This window comes from Microbacterium sp. AC026 (assembly GCF_979258475.1).
The window spans coordinates 2026526-2049896 of sequence record NZ_OZ409857.1 but is presented as its reverse complement, the minus strand read 5'-3'; the positions used below and the strand labels follow the sequence as shown (position 1 = coordinate 2049896).

Annotated in this window: 24 protein-coding genes; 12 read left to right on the top strand and 12 right to left on the bottom strand. The window is 67.1% G+C overall.

The window, feature by feature from the left end; all coding sequences use genetic code 11:
- Positions 1-19: 19 nt before the first annotated feature.
- A complete protein-coding gene (locus ACZZ93_RS10135; protein ID WP_463511019.1) occupies positions 20-973 on the bottom strand; it encodes a helix-turn-helix transcriptional regulator in 954 nt (317 codons plus the stop codon).
- Between the two features lie 99 nt (positions 974-1072).
- Here ACZZ93_RS10135 and ACZZ93_RS10130 point away from each other — a divergent pair, with 99 nt between their 5' ends.
- Positions 1073-1534, top strand: coding sequence for a VOC family protein (locus tag ACZZ93_RS10130; RefSeq protein ID WP_394194983.1), 462 nt, complete (start codon positions 1073-1075; stop codon positions 1532-1534).
- Positions 1535-1640: 106 nt separating this feature from the next.
- Here ACZZ93_RS10130 and ACZZ93_RS10125 read toward each other — a convergent pair whose 3' ends face one another.
- On the bottom strand, positions 1641-3128 hold the full coding sequence (locus tag ACZZ93_RS10125; protein WP_463511018.1) for a serine/threonine-protein kinase: 1488 nt from the start codon (positions 3126-3128) through the stop codon (positions 1641-1643).
- Between the two features lie 217 nt (positions 3129-3345).
- On the opposite strand from ACZZ93_RS10125, the gene ACZZ93_RS10120 reads away from it, so the two are divergent.
- From ACZZ93_RS10120 to ACZZ93_RS10105, 4 genes are all read left to right on the top strand, one after another.
- Entirely contained in the window at positions 3346-3573 is a 228-nt protein-coding gene (locus ACZZ93_RS10120; protein ID WP_053098394.1) for a DUF2188 domain-containing protein, read from the top strand.
- Between the two features lie 6 nt (positions 3574-3579).
- Positions 3580-4326: a 3-keto-5-aminohexanoate cleavage protein gene (locus tag ACZZ93_RS10115; RefSeq protein ID WP_463511017.1), complete on the top strand. Its 747-nt coding sequence runs from the start codon at positions 3580-3582 to the stop codon at positions 4324-4326.
- Between the two features lie 182 nt (positions 4327-4508).
- Entirely contained in the window at positions 4509-5693 is a 1185-nt protein-coding gene (locus ACZZ93_RS10110) for a MalY/PatB family protein (RefSeq protein WP_463511016.1), read from the top strand.
- A gap of 299 nt (positions 5694-5992) precedes the next feature.
- Positions 5993-7114, top strand: coding sequence for a GntR family transcriptional regulator (locus ACZZ93_RS10105; protein ID WP_295104279.1), 1122 nt, complete (start codon positions 5993-5995; stop codon positions 7112-7114).
- A gap of 206 nt (positions 7115-7320) precedes the next feature.
- Here the strand turns inward: ACZZ93_RS10105 and ACZZ93_RS10100 are convergent, their stop codons facing one another.
- The 6 genes from ACZZ93_RS10100 to ACZZ93_RS10075 all read right to left on the bottom strand — a co-directional run bounded on the left by ACZZ93_RS10100 (position 7321) and on the right by ACZZ93_RS10075 (position 14575).
- Positions 7321-8466: a glycoside hydrolase family 76 protein gene (locus ACZZ93_RS10100; RefSeq protein ID WP_463511015.1), complete on the bottom strand. Its 1146-nt coding sequence runs from the start codon at positions 8464-8466 to the stop codon at positions 7321-7323.
- A gap of 47 nt (positions 8467-8513) precedes the next feature.
- Positions 8514-9764, bottom strand: coding sequence for an ABC transporter substrate-binding protein (locus ACZZ93_RS10095; protein WP_463511014.1), 1251 nt, complete (start codon positions 9762-9764; stop codon positions 8514-8516).
- A gap of 67 nt (positions 9765-9831) precedes the next feature.
- The gene (locus tag ACZZ93_RS10090) at positions 9832-10788 is read right to left on the bottom strand and encodes a carbohydrate ABC transporter permease (protein WP_463511013.1); all 957 of its coding nucleotides are present in this window, start codon (positions 10786-10788) and stop codon (positions 9832-9834) included.
- Positions 10788-11747 (bottom strand): carbohydrate ABC transporter permease, encoded by a 960-nt coding sequence (locus tag ACZZ93_RS10085; RefSeq protein WP_463511012.1) that lies wholly within the window; start codon positions 11745-11747, stop codon positions 10788-10790. Before ACZZ93_RS10085 ends, ACZZ93_RS10090 begins: the two co-directional genes overlap by 1 nt.
- Positions 11744-13084, bottom strand: coding sequence for a glycoside hydrolase family 125 protein (locus tag ACZZ93_RS10080; RefSeq protein ID WP_463511011.1), 1341 nt, complete (start codon positions 13082-13084; stop codon positions 11744-11746). The genes ACZZ93_RS10085 and ACZZ93_RS10080 overlap by 4 nt, the downstream gene beginning before the upstream one ends.
- A 318-nt stretch (positions 13085-13402) precedes the next feature.
- Positions 13403-14575: a MalY/PatB family protein gene (locus ACZZ93_RS10075; protein ID WP_463511010.1), complete on the bottom strand. Its 1173-nt coding sequence runs from the start codon at positions 14573-14575 to the stop codon at positions 13403-13405.
- 370 nt (positions 14576-14945) lie between these two features.
- Here ACZZ93_RS10075 and gnd point away from each other — a divergent pair, with 370 nt between their 5' ends.
- The 3 genes from gnd to ACZZ93_RS10060 all read left to right on the top strand — a co-directional run bounded on the left by gnd (position 14946) and on the right by ACZZ93_RS10060 (position 16887).
- Entirely contained in the window at positions 14946-16007 is a 1062-nt protein-coding gene (gnd, locus tag ACZZ93_RS10070) for a phosphogluconate dehydrogenase (NAD(+)-dependent, decarboxylating) (protein WP_053098398.1), read from the top strand.
- Positions 16008-16204: 197 nt separating this feature from the next.
- Entirely contained in the window at positions 16205-16675 is a 471-nt protein-coding gene (locus ACZZ93_RS10065; protein ID WP_463511009.1) for a GNAT family N-acetyltransferase, read from the top strand.
- 47 nt (positions 16676-16722) lie between these two features.
- Positions 16723-16887: a hypothetical protein gene (locus tag ACZZ93_RS10060; RefSeq protein WP_157534255.1), complete on the top strand. Its 165-nt coding sequence runs from the start codon at positions 16723-16725 to the stop codon at positions 16885-16887.
- Positions 16888-16989: 102 nt separating this feature from the next.
- On the opposite strand, the gene ACZZ93_RS10055 is transcribed toward ACZZ93_RS10060, so the two are convergent.
- The 3 genes from ACZZ93_RS10055 to ACZZ93_RS10045 form a co-directional block, all read right to left on the bottom strand.
- Positions 16990-17607 (bottom strand): G5 domain-containing protein, encoded by a 618-nt coding sequence (locus ACZZ93_RS10055; protein ID WP_463511008.1) that lies wholly within the window; start codon positions 17605-17607, stop codon positions 16990-16992.
- 23 nt (positions 17608-17630) lie between these two features.
- The gene (locus tag ACZZ93_RS10050; protein WP_463511007.1) at positions 17631-17954 is read right to left on the bottom strand and encodes a DUF2510 domain-containing protein; all 324 of its coding nucleotides are present in this window, start codon (positions 17952-17954) and stop codon (positions 17631-17633) included.
- A gap of 184 nt (positions 17955-18138) precedes the next feature.
- Entirely contained in the window at positions 18139-18522 is a 384-nt protein-coding gene (locus ACZZ93_RS10045; protein ID WP_463511006.1) for a VOC family protein, read from the bottom strand.
- A gap of 624 nt (positions 18523-19146) precedes the next feature.
- Between ACZZ93_RS10045 and ACZZ93_RS10040 the strand changes: the two genes are divergently transcribed.
- The 3 genes from ACZZ93_RS10040 to ACZZ93_RS10030 all read left to right on the top strand — a co-directional run bounded on the left by ACZZ93_RS10040 (position 19147) and on the right by ACZZ93_RS10030 (position 21939).
- Positions 19147-19716: a dihydrofolate reductase family protein gene (locus ACZZ93_RS10040; protein ID WP_463511005.1), complete on the top strand. Its 570-nt coding sequence runs from the start codon at positions 19147-19149 to the stop codon at positions 19714-19716.
- A gap of 1167 nt (positions 19717-20883) precedes the next feature.
- Positions 20884-21453 carry a TetR/AcrR family transcriptional regulator gene (locus tag ACZZ93_RS10035; protein ID WP_463511004.1) on the top strand — a complete coding sequence of 190 codons (570 nt, stop codon included), beginning with the start codon at positions 20884-20886 and terminating at the stop codon, positions 21451-21453.
- A 75-nt stretch (positions 21454-21528) separates the two neighbouring features.
- A complete protein-coding gene (locus ACZZ93_RS10030) occupies positions 21529-21939 on the top strand; it encodes a DUF1428 domain-containing protein (RefSeq protein ID WP_463511003.1) in 411 nt (136 codons plus the stop codon).
- A 10-nt stretch (positions 21940-21949) separates the two neighbouring features.
- Here ACZZ93_RS10030 and ACZZ93_RS10025 read toward each other — a convergent pair whose 3' ends face one another.
- Positions 21950-22330 (bottom strand): hypothetical protein, encoded by a 381-nt coding sequence (locus ACZZ93_RS10025; RefSeq protein WP_463511002.1) that lies wholly within the window; start codon positions 22328-22330, stop codon positions 21950-21952.
- 201 nt (positions 22331-22531) lie between these two features.
- Between ACZZ93_RS10025 and ACZZ93_RS10020 the strand changes: the two genes are divergently transcribed.
- Positions 22532-23095 carry a hypothetical protein gene (locus tag ACZZ93_RS10020; protein WP_463511001.1) on the top strand — a complete coding sequence of 188 codons (564 nt, stop codon included), beginning with the start codon at positions 22532-22534 and terminating at the stop codon, positions 23093-23095.
- The last annotated feature ends 276 nt before the right edge of the window (positions 23096-23371 follow it).

Below are 23371 nucleotides of genomic sequence, written 5' to 3'. Positions count from 1 at the left end.
ACGGTCAGGCCTGACCGGGTCAGCGGGCCTCGCCCGCGCCGGACAGGCGTCGCGAGAGGGCGGTCGCGGCGTCCGCCAGCGCGGGCGGTGCTACGACGCGGAACGGCGCGTCGAAGCGGGCGATCGACGCGAGGATGCCGACCCACGACCACGATCCGACGGTCACGCGGCACGAGCTGTCGTCGATCGGCTCGACGGTGCCGTCGCGACCGATCCAGTGCGCGACCTCGCGGGCGGGCAGATCGAGCACGAGCTCTCCGATGCACGGCCAGCGGTCTGCGGCATCCGATCCCTTCGCCCGAGCTGCGAGGTAGGTCTGGGCGTCGGCGGCGGGCAGCTCGCGTGGCGTGAAAGCGGGGCCGGTCGGGATGCGCGGTGTCATCCGGTCAAGTCGGAAGGTGCGCCAGTCATCGGCCTCGAGGTCCCACGCGAGCAGGTACCAGCGGCCCTCCCGGGCGACAACTGCGTGTGGCTCGGTGCGCCGCGCCGGGCGGTCATGGTTCTCTCCGTAATCGAAGCGCAGCACGTGGTGGTCTCGCACCGCACCGCTGACGGCTTCGAGCACCGCCGGATCCACGCGCGTCTCGTTCTCGACCCCGGCGAAGCGGATGCCGTCGACCCGGTGCCGTAGGCGCGACGGCATCACCTGGCGCACGGTGGCCAGCGCACGAGCCGCGCCCTCGTCGATGTCGATCCCTGTGGCCGGCACGCTCTGCAGCGCGACGGCGATCGCGACGGCCTGCTCGTCGTCGAAGAGCAGCGGCGGCAGCTCGGAACCGGCGGCGAGGCGGTATCCGCCATCCGGTCCTTTGATCGCGCTGATGCGGTAGCCGAGCTCGCGCAGTCGGTCGACGTCTCGTCGCACCGTGCGGGGTGTGACGTCGAGGCGGTCGGCGAGCACCTGCCCCGGCCAATCGCGAGCCGTCTGCAGCAGGGACAGCAGGGCGAGCATGCGAGAGGAGCTGCCGGTCATGACTCCATTGTGCTCCGAGTAGAGGACCGAAACTGACCTCTTCTGCTGTGAGTGTTGGTCTCACCGGCATCCGCCGCCCACACAGATCGAGGAGATCCCATGTCCATCGCGACCACTACCCACCTGAACTTCCGCGGCACCGCGCGCCAGGCGCTCGACTTCTACCAGTCCGTCTTCGGCGGCGAGGTCACGCGGGCGACCTACGCGGATTTCGGCATGCCGGCGGGAGTTCCCGGCGCCGACAAGATCGTGTTCGGCCAGGTCGAGAACGCCGACGGCTTCCGGCTGATGGCATACGACATCCCCGGCGCCGACGACGCTGACGCCACCGCGGGAACCACCTCGAGGCAGAACGGGACGACCGTCACCGACCGCACGTTCTTCCAGTCGCTGCGCGCCGATTCGCTCGACGAGCTCACCGGGTACTGGGACGCCCTCGCAGACGGCGCCTCGATCGTCGAGCCGCTGGCCGCATCGGCGTGGTCACCCGGATTCGGCATGCTGACCGACCGATTCGGCGTCACCTGGGTGCTCGACGTGCGCGCCGCCTACGCGGGCTGAGGCGGGCGCCGTTCAGGACTCAGGAAGATGTGCGCTCGATCGGGCCGAGACCGGGGGTCTCGGCGCGATCGGTCACGTTCTTCCGGAGTTGCGGAGCGCGACGCGCCTAGCCCTTGTCCGGCTTGCCCTTGTCGCCCTTGCCGGAGTTCCCGGAGTTCCCGGAGTTCCCGGAGTTCCCATTGTTTCCCGAGTTGCCGGAGTTCTCCGAGTTCCCGTTGTTGCCCGGGTCCACGGGTTCCGTGACCACCTCGACGGGCACTGCGGGGGTGTCGATGGGCGAAGTCTCCGCCGGGGTCGATGCCGTGCGGGCGACGAGGCCTGACGCGGTGCGTCCCAGCTCGGATGCCGGTGGCGCGCTGAACGCCGCGATGCCGGTGACGATCGCTCCGGCGGCGAGAAGCCCGGCGGCGCCGGCGATCACGCGGGTGCGGGTGCGTGTGCCGGGGCGGGTGCGGTCGCGGGTCCGCAAGCGGGGTGCGGGATCCGCGACCTCGGTCGCGGGGATCACAGCGGTCGCTCCGGTCGGCGCGGAATCAGCGTCGAGGGCCGACGACTCCGCGTCGACGCTCGCCGATGAGGCAGCGGATGCGGGACGCGCCGGCTGGATTCCGGCGCCCGCGTCTGGCGCGGCGGCGACGGCATCCGATTCCGCGCCCGCCGCCCCCGGTGTCGCGTCGACCGCCGGCTCCGTGCCGGCCGATGCGACGATGGCCGCAGCCGCCGCGGCGACGGCGGTGCCGTTGCTGTTCGCGGCGTAGTCGCGCAGCAGAGCCCGGGCGGCGCGCGCCACCTCGACGGCGGTCGGGCGTTCCTCCGGCTCGAGGCGTGTCATGCGGGTGAGGAGGTCGCGCCATTCGTCGGGAACCGTGTCGGAGATGGTCGGCGGGTTGAGCAGGCGAGCGACTGCAGCCGCGCGTCCGGAAGCGAGGGAGGGGTAGCCGGGGTATCCGCTGAGCGCCTCGAGAGCGACGAGTCCGAGCGAGAAGATGTCGACCGGGGTTCCGGGGTCGGCGTCGCGCAGCTGCTCCGGTGCCATATAAGTGAGTGTGCCGAGCACGATCCCCGGCGTCGTGAGGCGGGTGTCCTCGATGGAGCAGGCGATGCCGAAGTCCGCGAGTTTCGCCGCGACCGGGCGGCCGGACCGGGCGTGCGCGAGCAGCACGTTCGACGGTTTGATGTCGCGATGCACGATCCCGGCCGCGTGCACGGCGGTGAGTCCCTCGGCGAGATCGCGGACGATGCGGGCCACGTCGCGCGGCGTCATCGGGCTTTCGGCCATGCGCGCGGCGAGGGTGGGCCCGTCGACGAACTCCATCACCAGGTACTGCGGTCGACCGGGCACGAGCTGCGCGTCGTACAGCGTCACGAGCGACGGGTGGCTCAGCGAGGCGAGCAGCGCCTTCTCGGTATGCGCGCGCTCGATCGAGGCGACCGGACCGTCGCTCTCGTGGATCATCTTGATCGCGACGATGCGTCCGAGGTGGGTGTCCTCGGCGCGGTACACGGTCGCCATGCCGCCTCGTCCGACGCGGTCGTGCAGTACGTACCGTCCGTCGAGCAGTGCCGCCGTCGGCGACATCACTTCCAGCGTCATCACTTGCTCCTTGCAGATGCACCCGGGTCATGCATCGTTCGACATAACCACGGCTGACGGGAGTGCGTCATCGGGGTTGACGTATGGACGAAGAAGTGGATGCGGTCGATGATTCGCGTGCTCTCGCGCCGGGCGAGCGCGTGCGCGGAGGCTGTCAAGGCCCTCCTCGAGCGTCGGCGGCCTCGGGTAGAAAAGAGTCAGATCGAAAGGATGTGGCATGGCCGCAGGTGACATCGAGACGTTCCAGCGAGACGGGATCTGGTTCAACCGCATCGAGGGCGAATCCCGCACTCTGGGGTCCAGCTTCGAGACCGAGGCCGAGGCGGTTCGAGTCGGTCGGGGTGCCGCGACGGCACGTCAGGTCAAGCACACCGTGCGTGTCGAAGAGGGGCCGTCGGGCACGGGCAACCTCTACGACTGGCACCCGCGCGATCTCATGAACTGAGGGCCGGTGACCGGCAACGACAGACACGGGCGGATGCTGTTGCAGGCGTGCCTCAACGGTGCGCGACCCGCGGCGCAGCATCCTGCCCTCACCGCCGACACGACCCTCGCCGGCGCCGACGCCGCGCGTGCCGTCGCGGCGGGTGCCCGCGAGATCCACGTGCACCCGAAGGATGCCGCGGGCGACGACAGTCTGCGTGCCGCCGATGTCGACCGGTGGGTGAGAGCACTGCGCTCGGCGTGCCCTGGCGTGCAGGTCGGGGTGACGACCGGTGCATGGATCGAGCCCGATGTCGGGGAGCGCCTCGCGGCGATCCGCGAATGGAGCGTCGTGCCCGACTTCGCTTCGGTGAACTGGCACGAAGCCGGTGCTGACGAGGTCGCGGCGCTGCTCGTGAGCCGCGGTATCCGCGTGGAGGCGGGCATCTGGGATGCCACCGGACTCGACGCCTGGCAGCGCTCGCCCGTTCACGACGACACGCTGCGGGTGCTGGTCGAGCTGCCTGACGAGGCGGCGGATGTCGTGCGGCGGCACGCCGAGGGGCTGATCGCGCACGTGCGCCTCGACGACCCGGAGATTCCGATCCTGCTGCACGGCGAGCAGCGGTCCGCCTGGCCGGCCTTCACCCTGGCCGTCGAGCTCGGCCTCGATTCGCGCATCGGCCTCGAAGACACCCTGCAGCTGCCCGATGGACGGACGGCACCCGACAACGCGGCACTGGTGCGAGCGGCTGTGGCCTTCCTCAACGCCTGAGTCGGGGTCCGGAGCCGGCTCGCCCTGCAGCCTCATCGTCACCCGCCGTCATGCGACTCGCGACCGATCCGTCGCTTCCTTAGGGTGGAAGCTCCCGCTGAGAAGGAGTACGCGTGTCCGAGATCCAGACCCGCCGCGCCGGTGCCGTTCGATGTTGGCTCGCGGGCTGAGGAACGCCTGCCATGACCGACCACCGCGCGCCCACTGACCCGCATCCGTTCGATTCCCGCACGAGGTTCGACCTCGACCGGCCCGAAAGCCGCAAGTGGAGCCTGCACCCCGGCCACATCGGCGCATGGGTGGCGGAGATGGACTTCGGCGTCGCGCCGGTGATCGCCGACGCCATGCACCACGCGATCGACGAGGAGAACCTCGGATACCTGTCGCCGCCGCTCGCCGCCCGACTCGGCGACGCGACGTCCGAATGGATGCGCAGCGAATACGGATGGGCCGTCGATCCGGAACGCGTGCATCCGGTCTCCGACGTGATGGCGGCCCTGAGGGTTGCGGTCGAAGAGTATGCCCCCGCCGGATCGCCCGTGATCGTGCCGACTCCGGCATATATGCCGTTCCTGACATATCTGCCGACCGTCGGGCATCCGGTGATCGAGATCCCCGGTGTCGACATCGACGGGCGCTGGCACCACGACCTGCAGCGCATCGACGAGGCATTCGCCGCCGGTGCCCGCACGCTCGTGCTCTGCAACCCGCACAACCCGACCGGCACCGTCGTGGACCGCTCCGAGCTCGAGGCGCTCGCGGAGATCGTCGAACGCCACGGCGGGCGGGTGTTCGCGGACGAGATCCACGCGCCGCTGCGCTTCGACGGGAGACCGTTCATCCCCTATGCGTCGGTGTCTGAGGCGACCGCCGCCCACACCGTCACCGGCACCAGCGCGTCGAAGGCGTGGAACATCCCCGGCCTCAAGACCGCGCAACTGATCACCTCGAACGACGCCGACCAGGAGCTGTACCGCCGCTTCGGGTTCTCGGTGCAGCACGGTGCCGCGACGCTCGGTGTCGTGGCGTCGACGGCGGCATATCGGGAGGGTAAGCCGTGGCTCGACGGCGTGCTCGGGTATCTCTCGGAATCACGCCGCCTTGTCGGCGACCTCATCGCGGAGCACCTGCCCGGCGCGGTGTATCGCGAGCCCGAGGCGACCTACATCGGATGGATCGACACGACGGCGCTCGAGATCCCCGGCCCGCCGGCCGCGTACTTCCGCGAGGAGGCCGGCGTCGTGCTGACCGAGGGCGCGCTGCTCGGACGGGGATACGAGAACTTCGTGCGGATCGTGTTCGCGACACCTCGGCCGGTCCTGCGAGAGGCCTTCGCGGCGATGGGGGATGCCGTTCGCACTCGGTGACGCGTCGTTCGTCGCCTCGTGACGGCGGGTGCGGGGTCAGTTCCGCATCTCCTGGCGGGTGAGTGGTCAGGTCCGCATGCGAGATGTCGGTTTGCGGTGCGGAACTGACCCCGCAGGGCGCTCGCGCCGTCGCAAGCGCCCTCCTACCCGCACCGGTTCCCACGACGAGACGAGGATTTTGCCGTGCGCTGGGCCATCGGTCCGGCGTCTCCGAGGTCCGCGCTGGACGAAGTGAGGGACATTCGCCCCGTACAGCCTGTAAATTAAATATAACTATTGACTGACACGAATGGACCAGCGTGCTCTACAAGCGGGTGTACGAAGCGTTGCGTGAGTCCATCTCGCAGGGGGAGTACGCGGTCGGTGATCGACTGCCCTCCGAGGCCGAGCTCTCGAGTCGGTTCGAGGTGAGCCCGATCACTGTGAAGCGAGCCCTCGAACTGCTGCGCGGCGACGGCATGATCATGCGCCGTCCCCGCATCGGCACGGTCGTCACGAGCGCAAAGCCGACTGCGCCCACACCTCTGACATCCGCCCGCGCGCAGACCGAATCGGACCGCATCCCGTCGCTCATCGGCTGCGTCATCACGAGCTTCGACGACACCTTCGGCAACAAGGTGATCGAGGGCATCCTGGCAGCCACCGGCGCCGACACGCACGTCGTGTTCAAGCGTTCAGGAGGCGACCTCACCGAGGAGGACGCCTGCATCCGCGCGCTCGTCGGCGCCGGAGTCGAGGGCCTGATCCTGCTCCCCAGCTCGTCGGAGTACATTCCTCCGGCCGCTCTCGAACTGGTCGCGAAGAAGTTCCCCGTCGTCATCCTCGATCGGCTGTTCGATGGCATCCCGGTCTCGGCCGTGTGCTCCGACAACCTCGCCGGCGGTCGCGCCGCGACCGAGCACCTGCTCGAACTCGGACACAAGACCATCGGCTTCGTGAGCTCGACCAGCCACGTCTCGTCGAGCGACGATCGGCGCAACGGCTACATCCACGCGCACGCCTCGAATCACCTGCCTCTCGAGAACAGTGCCGAGCTGCGCACCATCGGCTCGACCGTGCCCGGCAGTGACGACACCATCGAGCAGGACATCGCGCGACTCGTCGAGTTCGTCGAGCAGCATCCCGACATCACCGGATATGTCGCGGCCGAGTACAACATCGCGCTGATGCTCCGCGAAGCCTGCCATCGCCTCGGCCTCGAAGTGCCGACCGACATCTCGATCGTCTGCTTCGACCACCCGGATGCGACGTTCGACACCCGGCTGTTCCGTTACACCCACATCCGTCAGGAGCAACGCACGCTGGGCGAGAAGGCGGTCGAGTCGGTGCGGCGCCAGATCAGCGCCCCGAGTGAGATCGAGAAGGTCGTGCTGTCGACAGAGCTCGTGGTCGGCGCCTCGTCGGCTGCTCCGCGCTCCTGACTCATCGCGTCTCGCCGACTGCGCGTTCACAACCCCGGAGGAAAGCGCCGGGGGCGGTTGAATCGAGCCATTCGGGGTGAATCCTGCCCGGATCTCCAGAGTTGTGGATCGCCGACGCGGAGGACCGCCCCGTCCCAGACGAGAAGATCCGCCCGCAGGCCGAAGCTCACGGGCGGATCACCGAGATGGTCTCAGATCGGATGCCGTCAGCGCGCCACGCTCGCCGAACTCACCGCTGCGACGCCCGCACCCGCCGCAGCCGCTCCGCCCACATCAGCTGTACCGGCCTCTCGGGCATCGAGTCGTGCCCGCTGCTCGACGGCGAAGATCGCGCTGACCATGGTCGAGTAGGGGATCCACTCCACCGGCGGCTGCGACCAGTCATTGCCGGGTCGCAAGTACCCGTCGACCACCCCGTTCTGCCACAACGCATCGGTTCCGGTGCGCAGGAACTGCTCGAGCTCGACCCGCTCCACCTCATACGATTCCACCCCCGCGAGCACCCCGAGCAGTTCCCCGAGGTAGCGGTAGTAGACACCCTTGAACAGGCCTTCGTCGCCGCCGTCACCTTCGTCAGGGAAGACGGTTCCGTCGCTCAGCTCCCGCACGGCGGTGGTCGCCGTCTGCACGGCCCGCTGCAGGAACGCGTCGTCACCGGTCGCGCCGAAGAGTTCGACTGCGGCGCCGACGTAGAGCCCCTGGTTGTAGGTGAAGCGCCACTGTGTGTCGACGGTGCCGTCGCCCGTGCGGTTAATGCCGTCTTCGACGAAGCCGTCGTCGCCGACAAGAGTCGCGGTCAGCCAGTCGAAGGCCCGCCGTGCATACGACAGGTAGTCGCGTGTCGAGTCGAGACGACTCAGCCGCACCCCGAGGATCACGAGAGGTCCGTTCGCCGGAGTGTTCTTGTACGCGAGCTGCTGCTTGCGCCACGCGAGGCTCCAGCCGAGCGTCTCGTTCCAGCCCTCGGCGATGACGTGATCCCAGATGGCGACCGCCTCGTCGAGGTATCGCTGCTCGCCGGTCGCCCGGTGCACCCGCTCGAGTGCGAGGGCGAACCACAGCATGTCATCGAAGTAGTCATTGAACAGCTGCTCGCCGTTGCGTTCCACGATATTGTCGCGGGCGGCGACCGCCCGATCGATCCAGGCGTCGTCCGAGGTTCGCAGCCACGCGTCCACGCGGGCGTCGATCACGTGGGCCAACCACCAGTAGTTGAAGACCTCGGTGTTGCCGCGGTCGCGCGGGTGGCTGTTCGCGAGGAACTGGATGCCGGGGGCACCGAAGAAGTGGTCGAGGCTCTGCTGCGCGATGTCGGCACGGGCCGACCAGGTCTGCGCGGAAGTGCTGATCATGTGTCCTTTTCCTGAGGTCGATTCGTAAACAGAGGGAGGGCGCCGGCTCAGCGGTTCTGCTCGAGCAGCTGGTCGCCCTGCTCCTGGGCATCCTTCAGGGCCTGCTCGGCCGAGATCTCGCCGGACAGGAAGCGCTCGAGCGCGGGCACGAGTGCCTTGCCCTCGACGTCGGAGAAGCCCTGCACGTTGGGGCGGGTCTGGGCGTAGTTCATCGTCTCGATGAAGGCGGCGTAGTGCTCGTCTTCGGTGAAGAACGGGTCGTTGGCAGCGTCGATGTTCGCGGGGATCCAGCCCGAGATCTCGCCGAATGCGACGCCGTTCTCGGCCTCCGTCGTCCACCACTTCATGAACTCCCATGCGCCTTCGGCGTTCTTCGCACCCTCAGGGATGACGAGTCCGAAGCCGCCCATGTACGCGCCCTTGTCGCCGTTCGGCCCGGCCGGCGGCTCCACGACGCCGTACTCGAGACCGTCGACCTGGTCGAGCGTCGAGAGCGCCCACGGGCCGTCGAGCTTCATCGCCGTGCGGCTCTCGGCGAAAGAGTCTCCGGTGTCGCCGAAGCCCTGTTCGTAGACGCCGGCATCGAGCAGGCTCTGCCAGAAGTTGAGCACCTCGAGGCCCTCGGGGCTGTTGAACGCCGTCTTGGTCTCGTCGTCGTTGAGCAGCTGGCCGCCCGCCTGTGCGAGATACATGTTGAACAGACCGGGGTCGCTGAGGTCGAGACCCGCCTGCGTCAGCTTGCCGCCGTCCTTCACCGTGAGGGCTTCGGCTGCGGTCTTCAGCTCGTCCCAGTTGGTCGGCGCCTCGACTCCGGCATCCGTCAGCAGGGTCTGGTTGAACAGCAGCGACCGGTTGTCGACGAGCAGCGGCAGTCCGTAGAGTTCGCCGTCGACCTCCATCTCGCCGAGCGCGGGCTCGTAGAAGATGCTCGTGTCGACGGCATCCTTCTCCATGAACTCGTCGATCGGGGCGAGCGCTCCCTTGGGGGCGTAGAGCGAGGTCTGATAGCGGTCCCAGAGCACGACGTCGGGAACCTGACCGCCGGCCAGCGACGTGAGCAGCTTCTCTTCGACGAGTTCCTGCGGCACGTACGAGACCTCATAGTCGTCCTGCGACTCGTTGAATCGCTCGGCCTGGGCTTCGAGTTGGTCGACCTGGTCGCCCGACCACGAGCCCCACATGACGACGGGTTCGGGGCCGTCTCCGCCACCGGCGTCTCCGCCGGACGCGCAGCCGGCGACGGTCACGACGAGGGATGCCGTGGCGAACACGGTCAGGATTCTCAGGTGCTTCTTCATTGAAATCTCCTTGGTGTGGTGGGTGTGACGAGTGGGATGCGTGCGGTGGGAAGGGACGGCTGGTGGGCTATTTCGAGCCGACGTGGGCGACGCCCTCGATGATGTAGCGCTGTGCGAAGAGGAACACCAGCAGCACGGGCAGGCTGGCGATCACCGTGCCGGCCATGAGGGGGCCGTATGCGGTCTCGTAGTTGTTGACGAACGAGGCGAGGCCGACCTGGACGGTCATCATGTCCTGGCTGTTGAGCACGATCAGCGGCCAGAGGAAGTTGTTCCATCCGGCCTGGAAGCTGATGATTCCGAGCACAGCGAGCCCCGCCTTCGCGAGCGGGAAGTAGATGATCGCGAAGATGCGGAACTCGCTCGCGCCGTCGATGCGGGCGGCTTCGCCCAGTTCGTCTGGCAGCGTCTCGAAGAACTGCTTCATGAAGAAGACCGCGAAGGCTCCGGCGGCACCGGGGATGATGACGGCCCAATAGGTGTTGATCAGGCCGAGTCCGCCCTGTCCGAAGACGTCATTGCCGCCGGCGAACGGGATCGAGCGCAGGATCAGGAACGAGGGGATCATCGTGATGATGCCGGGGATCATGAGCGACGAGAGGAACACCGCGAAGACCGCAGCGCGTCCCTTGAACTGCAGCTTGGCGAGGGCGTATCCGCCGAGAGCGCCGAAGAAGATGTTCGTCGCCGCGCCGCCGATGCCGAGCACGAGCGAGTTCACGAAGTAGCGACCGAACGGCACCTCGTCGAACACCTGCAGGTAGTTGTCGAGCGTCGCGTTCGCGGGGATCAGGTTGAGCGCACCGGAGAGGATCTCGGTGGCCGGCTTCAACGAGGTCGAGATCGTCCACACGAGCGGGGCGACGGTGACGACGCTGATGAGGATGACGCCGATGTACCAGCCGACGGTCGCGACGCGCTTGCGCGTGGTCGGCTTGCGGCGCGACGGCAGGGGCGGGGCGACCGGGGTGCCGGCGGCGAGTGCGGTCTCGATGGCACGGCCACCGCTGAGCGTGTTCGTCATCAGGCGCCCTTCCGGTTGTTGAGCTTCGCGTTCAGCAGCGAGAACACGAGGATGATCAGGAAGAGCACGAACGACAGAGCCGAGGCGTAGCCCATCTCGAGCGCGCCGAAGCCCTTGTTGTAGATGTAATAGACCATCGTCACGGTCGAGTTGCCCGGCCCGCCCTTGGTCAGCACATAGGCCTGGTCGAAGACCTGGAAGGCCCCGATGATGAGCAGGGTCGATACGAGGAATGTCGTGCGGGTCAGCGACGGCAGCGTCACAAAGCGGAACTGCTGCCAGGCGTTCGCGCCATCGAGGCGGGCCGCTTCATAGAGTTCGCCGGGCACTCCCTGCAGGCCGCCGAGGAAGATGATCATGTTGGCGCCGAACCCGGCCCACACGCTCATCATGACGATCGCGATCATCGCCCACTGCGACTCGTAGAGCCACGCGGGTCCGTCGATGCCGAACCAGCTGAGAGCCACGTTGAGCAGACCGTTCTGCGGGTTCAGCATCCAGAACCAGATCGTCGCGGTGGCCACCGTCGAGGCGACGACCGGGATGTAGAAGAGCGTGCGGAACAGGCGCACCGCGCGGTGGCGGCGGTTGAGCAGCAGGGCGGTCCCGAGCGCGACGACGAGTCCCGCCGGCACGTAGAGCAGCGTGTAATAGGCGGTGTTGCGCAGTGCGATCCAGAAGAACGGGTCCACCGCGATCTGGAAGTAGTTCTCCAGTCCGAGCCATTCGAAGTCGCCGACGATCGCGTAGTCGGTGAAGCTCAGCACGAGCGCCATGACGATCGGCAACGCCATGAAGACGACGAAGAGGACACCCGGTACGAGAAGGAACAGCCAGGCGTTCCACGTCATCTGCTTTGCGCTGGGGTTGCGCGACTTGCGGCGCGTGCGCGGTTCCGGGTCGCTCGTCAGGAGCGGCTCGTCGACGGATGCCGGAGCAGCCGCGGTCGGGGCGCTCATGCCGGCCGCGCTTCCGTGAGGGGCGCGCGGGGCTCGGGTCGCCGTTCGACTGTGCGGAGTCCTGTCATGTCGAGCACCAGCTCGCAGAACATCGCGTTCGCCCACGAGAACCATTCGCGCGTGAACACCGTCGGATCCGTGACGAGGAATGACTCGTGCATGAGGCCGGTCCCGGCATCCGTCTCGAGCAGCAGCCGCAGGATGCGCTCCTTCTCGGCTCGGTCGTCGGTGGTCAGCGCTTCGATGCAGAGGCCGATCGGCCAGACGTGGTCGACAGGGGTGTGCGGGCTGCCGAGTCCGCTCGCGTCGGTGCCCGAGGGGAGAATGCCGGTGAAGTACACCGGATTCGCGGTGCTCAGGATGAAGGCTCGGGTCGCGAGGTAAAGCGGATCATCGGTGCCGCACCAGCCGATCAGCGGCAGCGAGAGCAAGCTGGGCACGTTCGCGTCATCGAGAAGAAGGATGCCGCCACGACCGTCGACCTCATAGGCGTAGATGTCGTCGCCCGATGGACTCGCGACGATCGTGTGCTGCTCGATGCCCCGCTGGATGTCGGCACGCAGGTCGCGGGCGCTCGCCGCGAGATCGGGGTCGTGCAGCACCTCGGTCGCGATGGTCTCGATGTGCTGCAGCTCGACCGCCGCGAACATGTTGCCCGGCACGTTGTAGCCGTACTCGCAGGCGTCGTCGCTGGGGCGGAACGCCGACCACGTGAGGCCGGTCGGCGCCGTCTCGCTGCCGCGGCCCTCTCGCACGAGCGTGTCGGTCGAGGGGCAGTCGAAGCGCTCGAACCGGTAGGTCGATCGGGCTTCGTGATCCTGCTCGGTGCGCCACAGCCCGATGATCGTGCGGGCGGCGCGGGCGAAGGAGTCGCCGAGGTGGTCGGTGCGTCCCGTGGTGGTCCACAGGTCGTAGGCCAACTGAACCGGGTAGCAGAGGGAGTCGACCTCGTACTTGCGCTCCCAGATCCACGGCGACTGCTCCGTGAGGTCGCTCTGATGTCCGCTGCCGTCGGGTTCGGCGTTGAAGGCGTTGGCGTAGGGGTCGAGCAGCACGTATTCGATCTGTCGGCGCGAGACCGCGGTGATCATGTCGCTGATCGTCTGATCTTCCGCAGCGAAGTGCAGATAGGGGCCGAGCTGGGCGGTCGAGTCGCGCAGCCACATGGCGGGGATGTCGCCCGTCAGCATGAACAGCGTGCCGTCCGGCATCTCGCGCAGGGTCGTGCCGAGGGTGTTCTCGAAGCAACGCTCGAACATCGCCGCTGTCGCTTCGTCCGTCCGCGCTCGTACGCGCTCTGCGACGGAATGGATGAAGTCCGAATGGGTCTGAGCCACGATGCTCCTCGGTGAACCTGAGGTCGCCCCGCTCTGGGCGACATCGCCGAGTGTAGCCCGGAATGCAGATTAAATCTATTTATATCTTTAGTTATGTGAGTAGCGGGTGGATTCGCGTCCTGCGGCGCTGTCTTGCGTGCGAATAAGTATATGTATTCCTCGTGGCGTCCTGGGGAGTGGGAGCAGAACGCTGCCCAGCGGATACGTGGTCGGTTCCGCATCTCCTGGCGGGTGAGTGGTCAAAAACGCACCGGAAACGCTGAGTTCCGATGCGTTATTGACCCCGCACGCGCCGGGGTCGGCGGGCCGAACTGCGGCTCAGCCTCGGTCGCGCAGCGCCGAGGCGATCCGCTCGACCGCCTCGACCAGCACCGGACGGGGCATCGCGAAGACGAATCGCGTGTACCCGATCGCGGCCACACCGCATGCGGCGCCGTCCGTCATCGCGACTCCGGCGTGCTCGCGGAACCACTCGCCGAGATCGCCCGTCAGCCCGGTCTCGCGGAAGTCGAGCAGGGCGATGTAGCTGCCCTCCGGCACGACCATCCGCACGCCGGGGAGCTTCTCGTCGACGAGCTGCGCCAGCGTCCGCCGGTTGCCGTCGAGGTAGTCGACCACGTCGTCGAGCCATTCGCGCCCGCCGGTGTAAGCGGCGATGTTCGCGATGACGCCGAGCGTCGATGTGCCGTGTCCGGCCCAGAATCCCAGGCTCTCCCAGAGCTCGGCGTCGGCGTCGTTCGAGAGGATGATCTGCGCGCACTTGAGGCCCGCGAGGTTCCACGCCTTCGAGGCGGAGGTCGCGGTGAGGGTGTGGGCTGCGGCGGCATCCGAGACCGAGGCGTAGGGGATGTGCCGGGCCGGGGTGTAGACGACGGGCGCGTGGATCTCGTCGGCGAACACGCGTCCGCCGGCATCCGTCACGACCGACGCGATGGCGAGCAGCTCGTCGCGGGTCGCGACGGTGCCGAGCGGATTGTGCGGGTTGCAGAGCACCAGCATCTCGCCGCCGTCGCGGAAGGCCTGGGCGACGGCATCCAGGTCCATGACCCAGCGTCCGTCGACCTCGATGCTCGGCACCTCGATGACCCGACGGTCGTGCATCGGCGGCACCAGCAGGAACGGCATGTATGCAGGAGTCGGCACGATCACGGCCGAGCCGGGGGTGGTGAAGTGCTTGATCGCCAGCTCGAAGGCGGCGATCACATCGGGCACGTGGTGCACGCGCTCGGCGGGGATCTCCCACCCATACGAGTCGGAGTACCAGCGCGCCGTGGCCGCCGAGAGGTCCTTCGCGAGCTTCTCGGGCAGGTACCCGGTCACGCCGAGGTCGAGGGCATCCTTCACCGCGCCGGTGATCGCGGGGGCGAGGCCGAAGTCCATCTCGGCGACGAACGCGCCGATCGTGTCGGGGAAGGCCGTCCATTTGACGCTGCCCGCAGCGCGCAGGTCGTCTTGCGTGATCTGGTCGAACGCGGGGAAGTCATGTCTCAATCCTTCCACCCGTCGGCGACACCGGGCTCGCGCGCGGCTCCGGATGCTGGGAGCGGGCACCGCTTCGGGTGCACAACTGGCCCCGCCTGGAGTCGAGCCGCGAGCGGGGTCACTTCCGCATCCGAGACCGCTGTTTCGGGTGCATAACTGACCCCGCATGGAGTCGAACCGCGAGCGGGGTCACTTCCGCATCCGAAACCACCGTTTCGGGTGCACAACTGACCCCGCATGGAGTCGAGCCGGGAGCGGGGTCACTTTCGCACGACCCCGGCACGACCCCACGCCACTCCGCAACACCATTGAGCGTCATCAGTACCCGTGCCAGGATTGCCCCGACTCGGCCCACCGGGGCTGAGACGAAGGGATTCTCATGCAGCTGGCGATGATCGGACTCGGCCGGATGGGCGCCAACATCGTGCGCCGCCTCATGCGGGCGGGGCACGAATGCGTGGTCTATGACGTCAACACGGACGCCGTGCAGGCACTGGTCGCCGAGGGAGCCACCGGCGCCGACAGCATGGCCGACCTGGCGTCGAAGCTCGAGGCGCCGCGCGCCGTGTGGATGATGGTGCCCGCCTCGCTCACGGGCATGGTGGCCGATCAGGCGGCGGAGGTGCTCGACGAGGGCGACATCCTGATCGACGGCGGCAACTCGAACTACCGCGACGACGTCCGTCGGGCGAAGGCGTTCCGCGAGCGCGGCATCCACTATGTCGATGTCGGCACGAGCGGTGGGGTGTTCGGACTCGACCGCGGATACTGCCTGATGGTCGGCGGACCCGACGAGGCCGTGCAGCGCATCGAGCCGGTGCTGCGCACGATCGCTCCGGGTGTCGGCGAGATCGAGCGCACGCCGGGCCGCACCGGAGACCTCACCCCCGAGGAGCAGGGCTACCTGCACTGCGGACCGTCGGGTGCGGGGCACTTCGTGAAGATGGTGCACAACGGTATCGAGTACGGCATCATGGCGTCGATCGCCGAGGGGCTGAACCTGCTGCACAACGCGGATGCCGGGGTGCGCGAGGCCGAGCACTCGGCGGAGATCGCTCCGCTGGAAGAGCCGGAGTTCTACCAGTTCCCGATCGACACGTCGAAGGTCGCCGAGCTGTGGCGCCGCGGATCGGTCATCTCGTCGTGGCTGCTCGACCTGACCGCTGCCGCGCTCGCCGAGAATCCGCACCTCGACGGTCTGGCCGGCCGGGTCTCCGATTCGGGCGAGGGTCGCTGGACGGTCAAGGCCGCCGTCGATGTCGGCGTGCCCGTGCCGGTGCTCGCGGCGTCGCTGTTCGAGCGCTTCGCCTCACGCGATGAAGACAAGTTCGCCAACCAGGTGCTGTCGGCGATGCGTCTGCAGTTCGGCGGGCACCAGGAGCTGCCGGCCGGAGATGTGCTCGAGGCCGGATCGCGGAAGGCGGATTCCGACAGCGCCTGATCGCCTTCTCGCGGATCGTCGAGCGTGGCCCACGGAGGTTCACGTTCACAACTCCGGAAGAAGCGGGTGCGTCCGGCGGCTCGGCCCCGGAACCCGGGGAACCGATGCGTCGGCCCGCTCGCTCTTCCGGAGTTGTGAACCGGCGGAACTGCCGCCGTCCGTCCGAGCCGAAGCCCTCGACCCCAGAAAGGCATCCGATGACCGCCGCCACACGTCGAGCCACCCCGCACGACGCCGCCCGTCTCGCCGAACTCCTGCACGCCTTCAACACGGAGTTCGACACCGAGACTCCGGGGGTCGAGGTGCTCGCCGGGCGATTGCGGACCCTGCTGGGCGGAACCTCCACTTTCGCAGTGCTCGGCGGTGATCCTGCGGTCGGTCTCGCGCTCGTGACCCTGCGTCCGAATGTGTGGTCGGAGGGGCCGGTCGCGCTGCTCGATGAGCTGTACGTCGAGCCCGCGCGCCGCGGTGGTGGTGTCGGCGGCGCGGTCCTCCGGCACATGGTCGAGATCTGCCGGGAACTCGGCGTCGCGGCGATCGAGATCAACGTCGATGAATCGGATGCCGCGGCGATGCGCTTCTACGAACGGCACGGATTCAGTGGCGTCGACCCCGATTCCGGCGAGCGGGCGTTCTACTTCTATCGGTCGCTGGAGCTCGGGGACTAGCTGCCGGGGCTAGAGGCGCCGCGCACCCCGGTGGCTATCCTGACGCCATGGATCCTTTCCTCACCATCGTCCTCTTCTACGTCGCCGGGTTCCTGATCGGCATCCTGATCCTGTGGCTCGTGATCTACACGGCCGTGCGGTCGGCCTTGACGTCTCATCGACAGGCGCTGGCGGAAGAGGGACGACCGGCGCAGCGCTACTCCGGGCGCTGACGAATGGTCTCTGTCACGACCCTCTCGGGGTCGGACGCGGCAGGGCTCGACGGCGAGATCCTCGAGGCCTGGGCTGAGGTCTTCGGCCCGGTGGACTAGCGCTCAGTCGCAGGCGATGCCGTCTCCGTCGCGGTCGAGGTCGTAGATGTCCGAGCCGACGACCTGCACGGGGCCCTGCACATATCCGGGTCCGTCTCCGCTGCCGCCGGCGCAGTCGACGTCGCTCGAGATCGGAACACACGCTCCCGTGTAGTTCGAGTCGCACCCTCCGCCACCCTGCTGCACGAGCGGCACGGGGGCGGGAGCGGGCGCCGGAGCCGCGACCGGTGCCGGCGCTTTGCTTCCGATCGCCGTGACCTCGTTCACCGGCTGCACGGAGATCGCCTCGCTGACGACCTCGCGCGACACCTCGACGCCGTCGACCAGAGTCAGGCGATAGGTGATCACCTTCACGCCGTTCACGCCCGCGGCGACGAGCGCCGTGGCGCCCTGGTCGAGCTGCGGGTCGTCGACCGTGGTCGCCGTGAACGGCACGGGCACCTCTTCGGTCGCGGTCTCGAACGTCGTCGTCGTGGGAGTGGGCGTCGGCGTCGGCGTCGGAGCCGACGTCGTCACCGCGGCGAAGGTCTGAGGCTCGGATGCCGTCGGGGCAGTGCCGCTGCTGGCACTCGCGATTCCGCCGCCGGTGACGAGCAGAGCGGCCAGGCCGAGGGCGATCACGCCCGACATCCGCGACCGGAGTCCTAGAGCCGGGAGGGGCGCGCGATCATGACATAGAGAGCGATGCCGACGACGGCGGTGGCGACGAGCAGGATCGCGATCGGCGACAGGCGGGCGAGCACGCCGCCGACGACGAGTGCGGCGACGATGATCCCGGCAGTGCGCCAACCGGTCTTGCGCTTCGCGGGTGCGGGTGCGGGTGCCGGCGCGGTGGCGGACGCGATCTGCGTCGTCGCGACAGCCGCCGGGGACGGAGCGGTCGAGGCGGTCCAACGATGGCCGTCCCACCAGCGCAGCTGATGCGGATTCTCCGGATCGGGATGCCAGGCGGCAGGCGGCTGTGACATGAGAGTTCCCCTCGACGATGAGGCGACGAATCGCCGGCGCCCCCAGAGCGCCTCGACCTGTATATCGGTTCGGATCGCCGGGCGGCAACAGCCGAATCTGAAACGTGACAATGGCCTGTCCGGGTAGGGCGCCGAGCAGCAACGGCACACAGGGGTTGGTCGCATCACAGCTCGAGAAGCCGCGTCACGCCGTCGGGCGCTCCCAGCCCACCCAGTCCGGCCGGTCCACGACGCAGAACCGGTTCCCCTCGGGGTCCTCCATGATCACGTAGTCGGCATCGTCCGGCAGGTTGTCCCAATGCACCTCGCTGGCGCCGAGCTCGGTGAGGCGGCGCACTTCGGCATCCTGATCCTCGGCATAGATGTCGAGGTGGATGCGCGGAGGCAGCACCCGCTCGGAGTGGTGAGCGTCGAGGGCGATGCAGGGAGCGTCGGCATCGCGAGGCTTGAGCACGACCCAGTCATCGGATGCCGGGTCTCGCTCGACATAGTCGAGGGCCGCCTGCCAGAAGCGCGACTGCGCTGGGAGGTCGTCCACGCGGATCACGATCGACACGATCTTCAACATGCCGGTCAGGTTAGGCGACTGACGCGTGCTGAACAGGGGGTTGAAGTGGATCACTGACGCAGTGGAGCTCGCGGCGACGAGCAATCAGCCGTCCGTGCTCCCTGGCAAGCTGTCCACATACTTCTCCACCTCTTGAGCAGTCGAATCGATGACTTCGCTCGTCTCGCTCGACGGCTGCTCTCGGTGTTCGACCTCGTTGAAGGAGTCCAGGAGGCGGAGGGTGAGGGCTTCCTTCGCACGTGGCCGGTCGATTCGTTCACTCAGCTCGAAGGCGAGGACGTCGAAGTCGCGCTCATTGGATCGAGGCACTGTGACACGCACTCGTCCGAGCTGCGGGTCGTCGCCCGTCAGATGCAGATGCGCCCGCAACTCCGGATCGAACCCTGTGCCACCCACGTGAACGATCTCTCCCGTGGCGGAGTCGAGCCAGACGTACAGCCACGACCCAGTGGGACGTACGCGACCGCCCCGAACGGAGATGACGCGAGGCTGGCTGGAGGGCATGCGTTCACCATATTCGCGGCGGCCACCTCGGCGACAGCACGGTTACCTCAGCGGCAGCCCGTCGGTACTCTGAGTCCCACCCCGTACCATCCACCGCCCGCATCGAAGGAGATCGGCTAGATGAGACCACTGCGCTATTCGATCAACGTCACGCTCGACGGGTGTGTTCACCACGAGGCGGGTGTCGCTCCCGACGAGGAGCTGATGGGCTTCTGGACCGCCGAGATGCAGCGGGCGGATGCCGTCATCTACGGCCGAACGACCTACGAGATGATGGAGGGCGCGTGGCGTCGCCCGGCATCCGGTCAGTGGCCCGACTGGATGAGCGAGTGGGAGATCCCGTTCGCCGAGGCCATCGACCGCGTGCCGAAGCGCGTCGTCTCGAGCACGCTGGATGCCGTCGACTGGAACGCCGAGCTGGTTCGGGGTGACCTGGCTGAGGCTGTCCGTGAGCTGAAGAACCAGCCGGGTGAGGGGCTGTCTGTCGGCGGGGTGACTCTTCCCCTGGCACTCGCCGAGTGGGGGCACATCGACGAGTACACCTTCGTGGTGCATCCGATCATCGCCGGCCACGGCCCGAGACTCCTCGACGGACTGAGCGAACGCACCCGGCTCGAGCTCATCGACCGCCGTGAGTTCGGTTCGGGAGCGGTCGCGAACCGGTATCGGTTGGCTCAACCTGGCGCTTAAGAGCGCGGCGTAACGACCGGCCAACGACTCCACGCCGTTGAAGCTCATGGCCCGCGGATCAGACCGCGAAGCGCGTCCACGAGGCGATCCGAACGACCGCATGATTTCGGGGCCCAATCGCGAGTCGACGTTCGCGGGTCTAGGCGATAGCTTTATCCGCGTGAATGATAATCCGGCGAGCGAGTTCGCAGTCGTGGAGCTTCTCGTCCAGGCAGGTGTTGGTCTAGCCACCGTCCTAGTGGCGCTTGCCGCATTTTATGTTGCGCGCGGCACTCACCGAACAGAGAAGGAAAGCTTCCTGCTGGGTATTCGTCGCGAATGGGAGGACATGCGCCCAGAGTGGAACCGCGCACTCATGTTTGTGCTCGGTTCGGGCCACTATTATCACGAGGCGACTCCAGAAGAACGCGCCGAACACACGCGTCGGCTCGAGTCTTATCGATCGGGTGAGAGAGACAAGATCTTCGCAGACTCCTGGGAGTGGACTCGTCATCAGCGCGGCACGGTATCCAAGACCGCTCGATTTCTTGCTTACGCAAGTGATGCGCTCCTCACTGGAAGGTGGACGCTCAGGGAGGCATATGCGCTCTTTGGTCCAGATGTCGCGCGGCACTACCAGAGCATTCTGTGGCTGGCCGGCCGGTTGCCAGCTGAGCAAGTCATGTTTGCCAGCCCTGGCGAAGAGGGCGGTTGGAACCTATCGATCGATCAACTCCCTGAAGGCAACTTTCGCGACGCGCAGGATGCTCTAGTCGTCCTCGCGTTCTTGCTCAGAGCGGAGCAATGCCGACGCGGCGATACGCACAGTTGGTTCGTCTCCCAACTGGCAGATGAGTTGAACGGCACATGGGGAGTCCTGTCAGACGCGCCCTCTGGAGATCTTCTAGGGCGCGTGGACGGTGGTATTCGCGACCGTCCCTGCTCTACGCGTTCCACCGAGCTCGGCATCCATGGAAGCGCTCGGGCTATCAGTTCGAATCGAGCGCGCCCGAGACAGACGCCATGGACGCGAGCAATTTTATTCGTCCCTGGGAGTCAACCAAAGGGAATCAGCGCCGCATCGCGCGCATCGCGCGCGATGCGGAGTTCTAGTCCACACTTCGCGAGTTCGTACCTCCCCATTAGTAGACGCGGCTCAGTGGGTTTCGTAGTGAGTAGCCTGTTCAGGTGCCCCGTCCCCGAAGTGAAGCCGCGCGCCAGTCCGTGCTCGAGGCGATGCGCGCAGCCGTCGTGGCCGGTACCTACGAAGCGGTGACGATCGAGGGGCTCGCCGAGACCGCGGGAGTTGCCAAGCAGACCATCTACCGGTGGTGGCCGTCGAAGGCGGCGATCCTCGGCGAGGCGCTGCTCGAGGGAGACCTGCCAGGAGCCGACCCCGCCGTCGGGATGAGCGACGACATCCGGGCCGACCTGCACGCCTGGTTCTCGGCGATGTCGGCCGGTCTCGCGAAGCCCGAGGGTGTGGCACTCGCCCGAGCGCTGATCGCGGTGACCGCCACCGACCACGAACTCGGGCTGGCGCTCAACGAGAGGCTCGCGGCACCGATCCGCTCGTGGGTCGCTGAACGGATCGCGCGCGGACAGGTGGCAGGCGAGATCCGGGCCGACGTGGATGCTGACGCGATCGCCGACCAGCTCATCGCCATGGCGTCGTACGCCGCGCTCATCGGTCAGCCGCTGAGCGCCGAGCGCGTCGATGAGACAGTGACGCGGTTGCTGCGAGGCATCGCGCGGTAGGACACGTCTGTTCGGATGAGGCCGACGGTGGATACCCTGGCGACGGACACTCACCGCTGAGGACTGGAGCAGACAATGGTCATCGCTGACATCACCGTCGTTCCGGTGCCGACGGAACGCAAGGCCGCATACCTGGACTTCTCGAAGCGCATGGCGGAGGTCTACCGCGATCACGGTGCGATCAGTGTCGTGGACTACTGGCAGTCGAGCGACTCGGCCGACCCGGGTGACTTTCACGCAGACGGGGCATCGTACGAGCCGGGGGAGCTGAAGAGCATCGCTGATCTCGCGGGCACGAACGCCGAGGAGTCCGTCGTGGTCACGGTGACGACCTGGCCGTCTCGCGAGGCGCGTGACCGCGGAACCGCTGCCGTCACGAGCGATCCTCGCGTGCTCGAGACGCTCGATGAAGACCCCGTCTTCGACGGAGGTCGCGTGATCGGTGACAGCTTCGAGATCGCTATGAGCGTTCAGCAGGAAGAGTGACGGGCTCCGGTTACGGGGTGCAGTAGGCGAGCATCGCATCGGTCGCCGTGCGCATCTCTGTTGTCGCTGTGTCCAGGCCCGTCATATCGCCCGCGATGGCCTTCTCGCCCTCGGCGGCGAATGCGTCGATGCTAGTCGTCCACGAGTCGCGGAGGGCGACGAACTCCTCGGGTCCGTCGACACCGCGGATGTTCTCGGCGACGTTCTTGACCTCGTCGAGCGCTGCCTGCGCGGCCTCGGGAGTCGGCGAGCTGACGCTAGAGATCACGCCGGTGACCTGCGCGGCCTGAGCGGCGACCTGGCCGCAGGCAGCGATGGTCGACGCCTGAGAGCATCCGGAGAGCAGGAGGATGCCGACGGCGAGCGTCGCGAGCGCGGGGAGTTTCTTCATGCGAGCCACTTTAGGCGGGGAGCCGGATAGCAGTAGGCAGGAGCTGTTACGCGATATCGCATGCTGCAGCTGCGCACCTGTTGTCGACTTGCCGTTTGGGCGCTACGGTCGGAGCGGGTGCGGGATGAATCTTAGGAGAGCGACCGCCGCAGTGATTATATTCGTAAGGCGACCGCTCGGGCAGCGGGATAGGGGTGAGTGATGGGCGAAGACGAAGCCCGTCAGATGGTCAACGAATTGGTGCGCCTCCTGAGAACACCCGACGTGGGTTTGAGCGCAATCGTCGAACAGCACCTCGACGACGTGGCAAACGGTCGGATTGTCGAAGTCGCTACGGAGGACCCGTCAAGCGGAGCCCGCCGGCGTAAGACCGAGAAACTCCTGCCTGGTGATGTTCGTCGACGCAGTCTCACGGCTACGGAACAGCTCTCCGGCCTATTGGATCTCGTGGAGATGGCGGTGGTTGGAACCCTTGACGTCGAACAGGGCGCTGTAGATATGGCGCGCGAGTTCCTGCCAAGAGACGGCGGTTCAACGATCTTGTTCAGCGACGACGTCGCAGACTTCGCTGAGAGATTGCCTCCTGAGGCGGCTGCCGATTCATACTCCACCGTGACTGAGCCCGACCAGGCTCGAGTGAGCGCGGCAACACAGGTTCTCGAGACGCTTCGAGAGCTACGAGAGGTTTCCGGTGTCTCTCGGGCTGAGTGGCTCGAACCGCAGGACGAACGACTCAGTTCGCGTTCTCGTCGACGGAGGCGCTGATCGTGGCTTCAGCGATTCCGACGCCTTCAACCCCAAGAGATCTACTGAAAAATCTGCGCGATCAACTTCCTGCGGCTCTCCCCACGACGATGTCCGCCTCGACGACGGCTGGAGACGACCTGTATGAGGCGTACCTTTTCGGGCTGATACTGCAGGCTGCAAAGATCGCGGGGTACACCGTCGAGATTAGAGACAATGCTGGACCATCGAAGCGGTTCCACCTCAGACGCAGCCCAGGGCGGATCTATTCCGTCGGATCGTCAGTCGGGCCCTTCA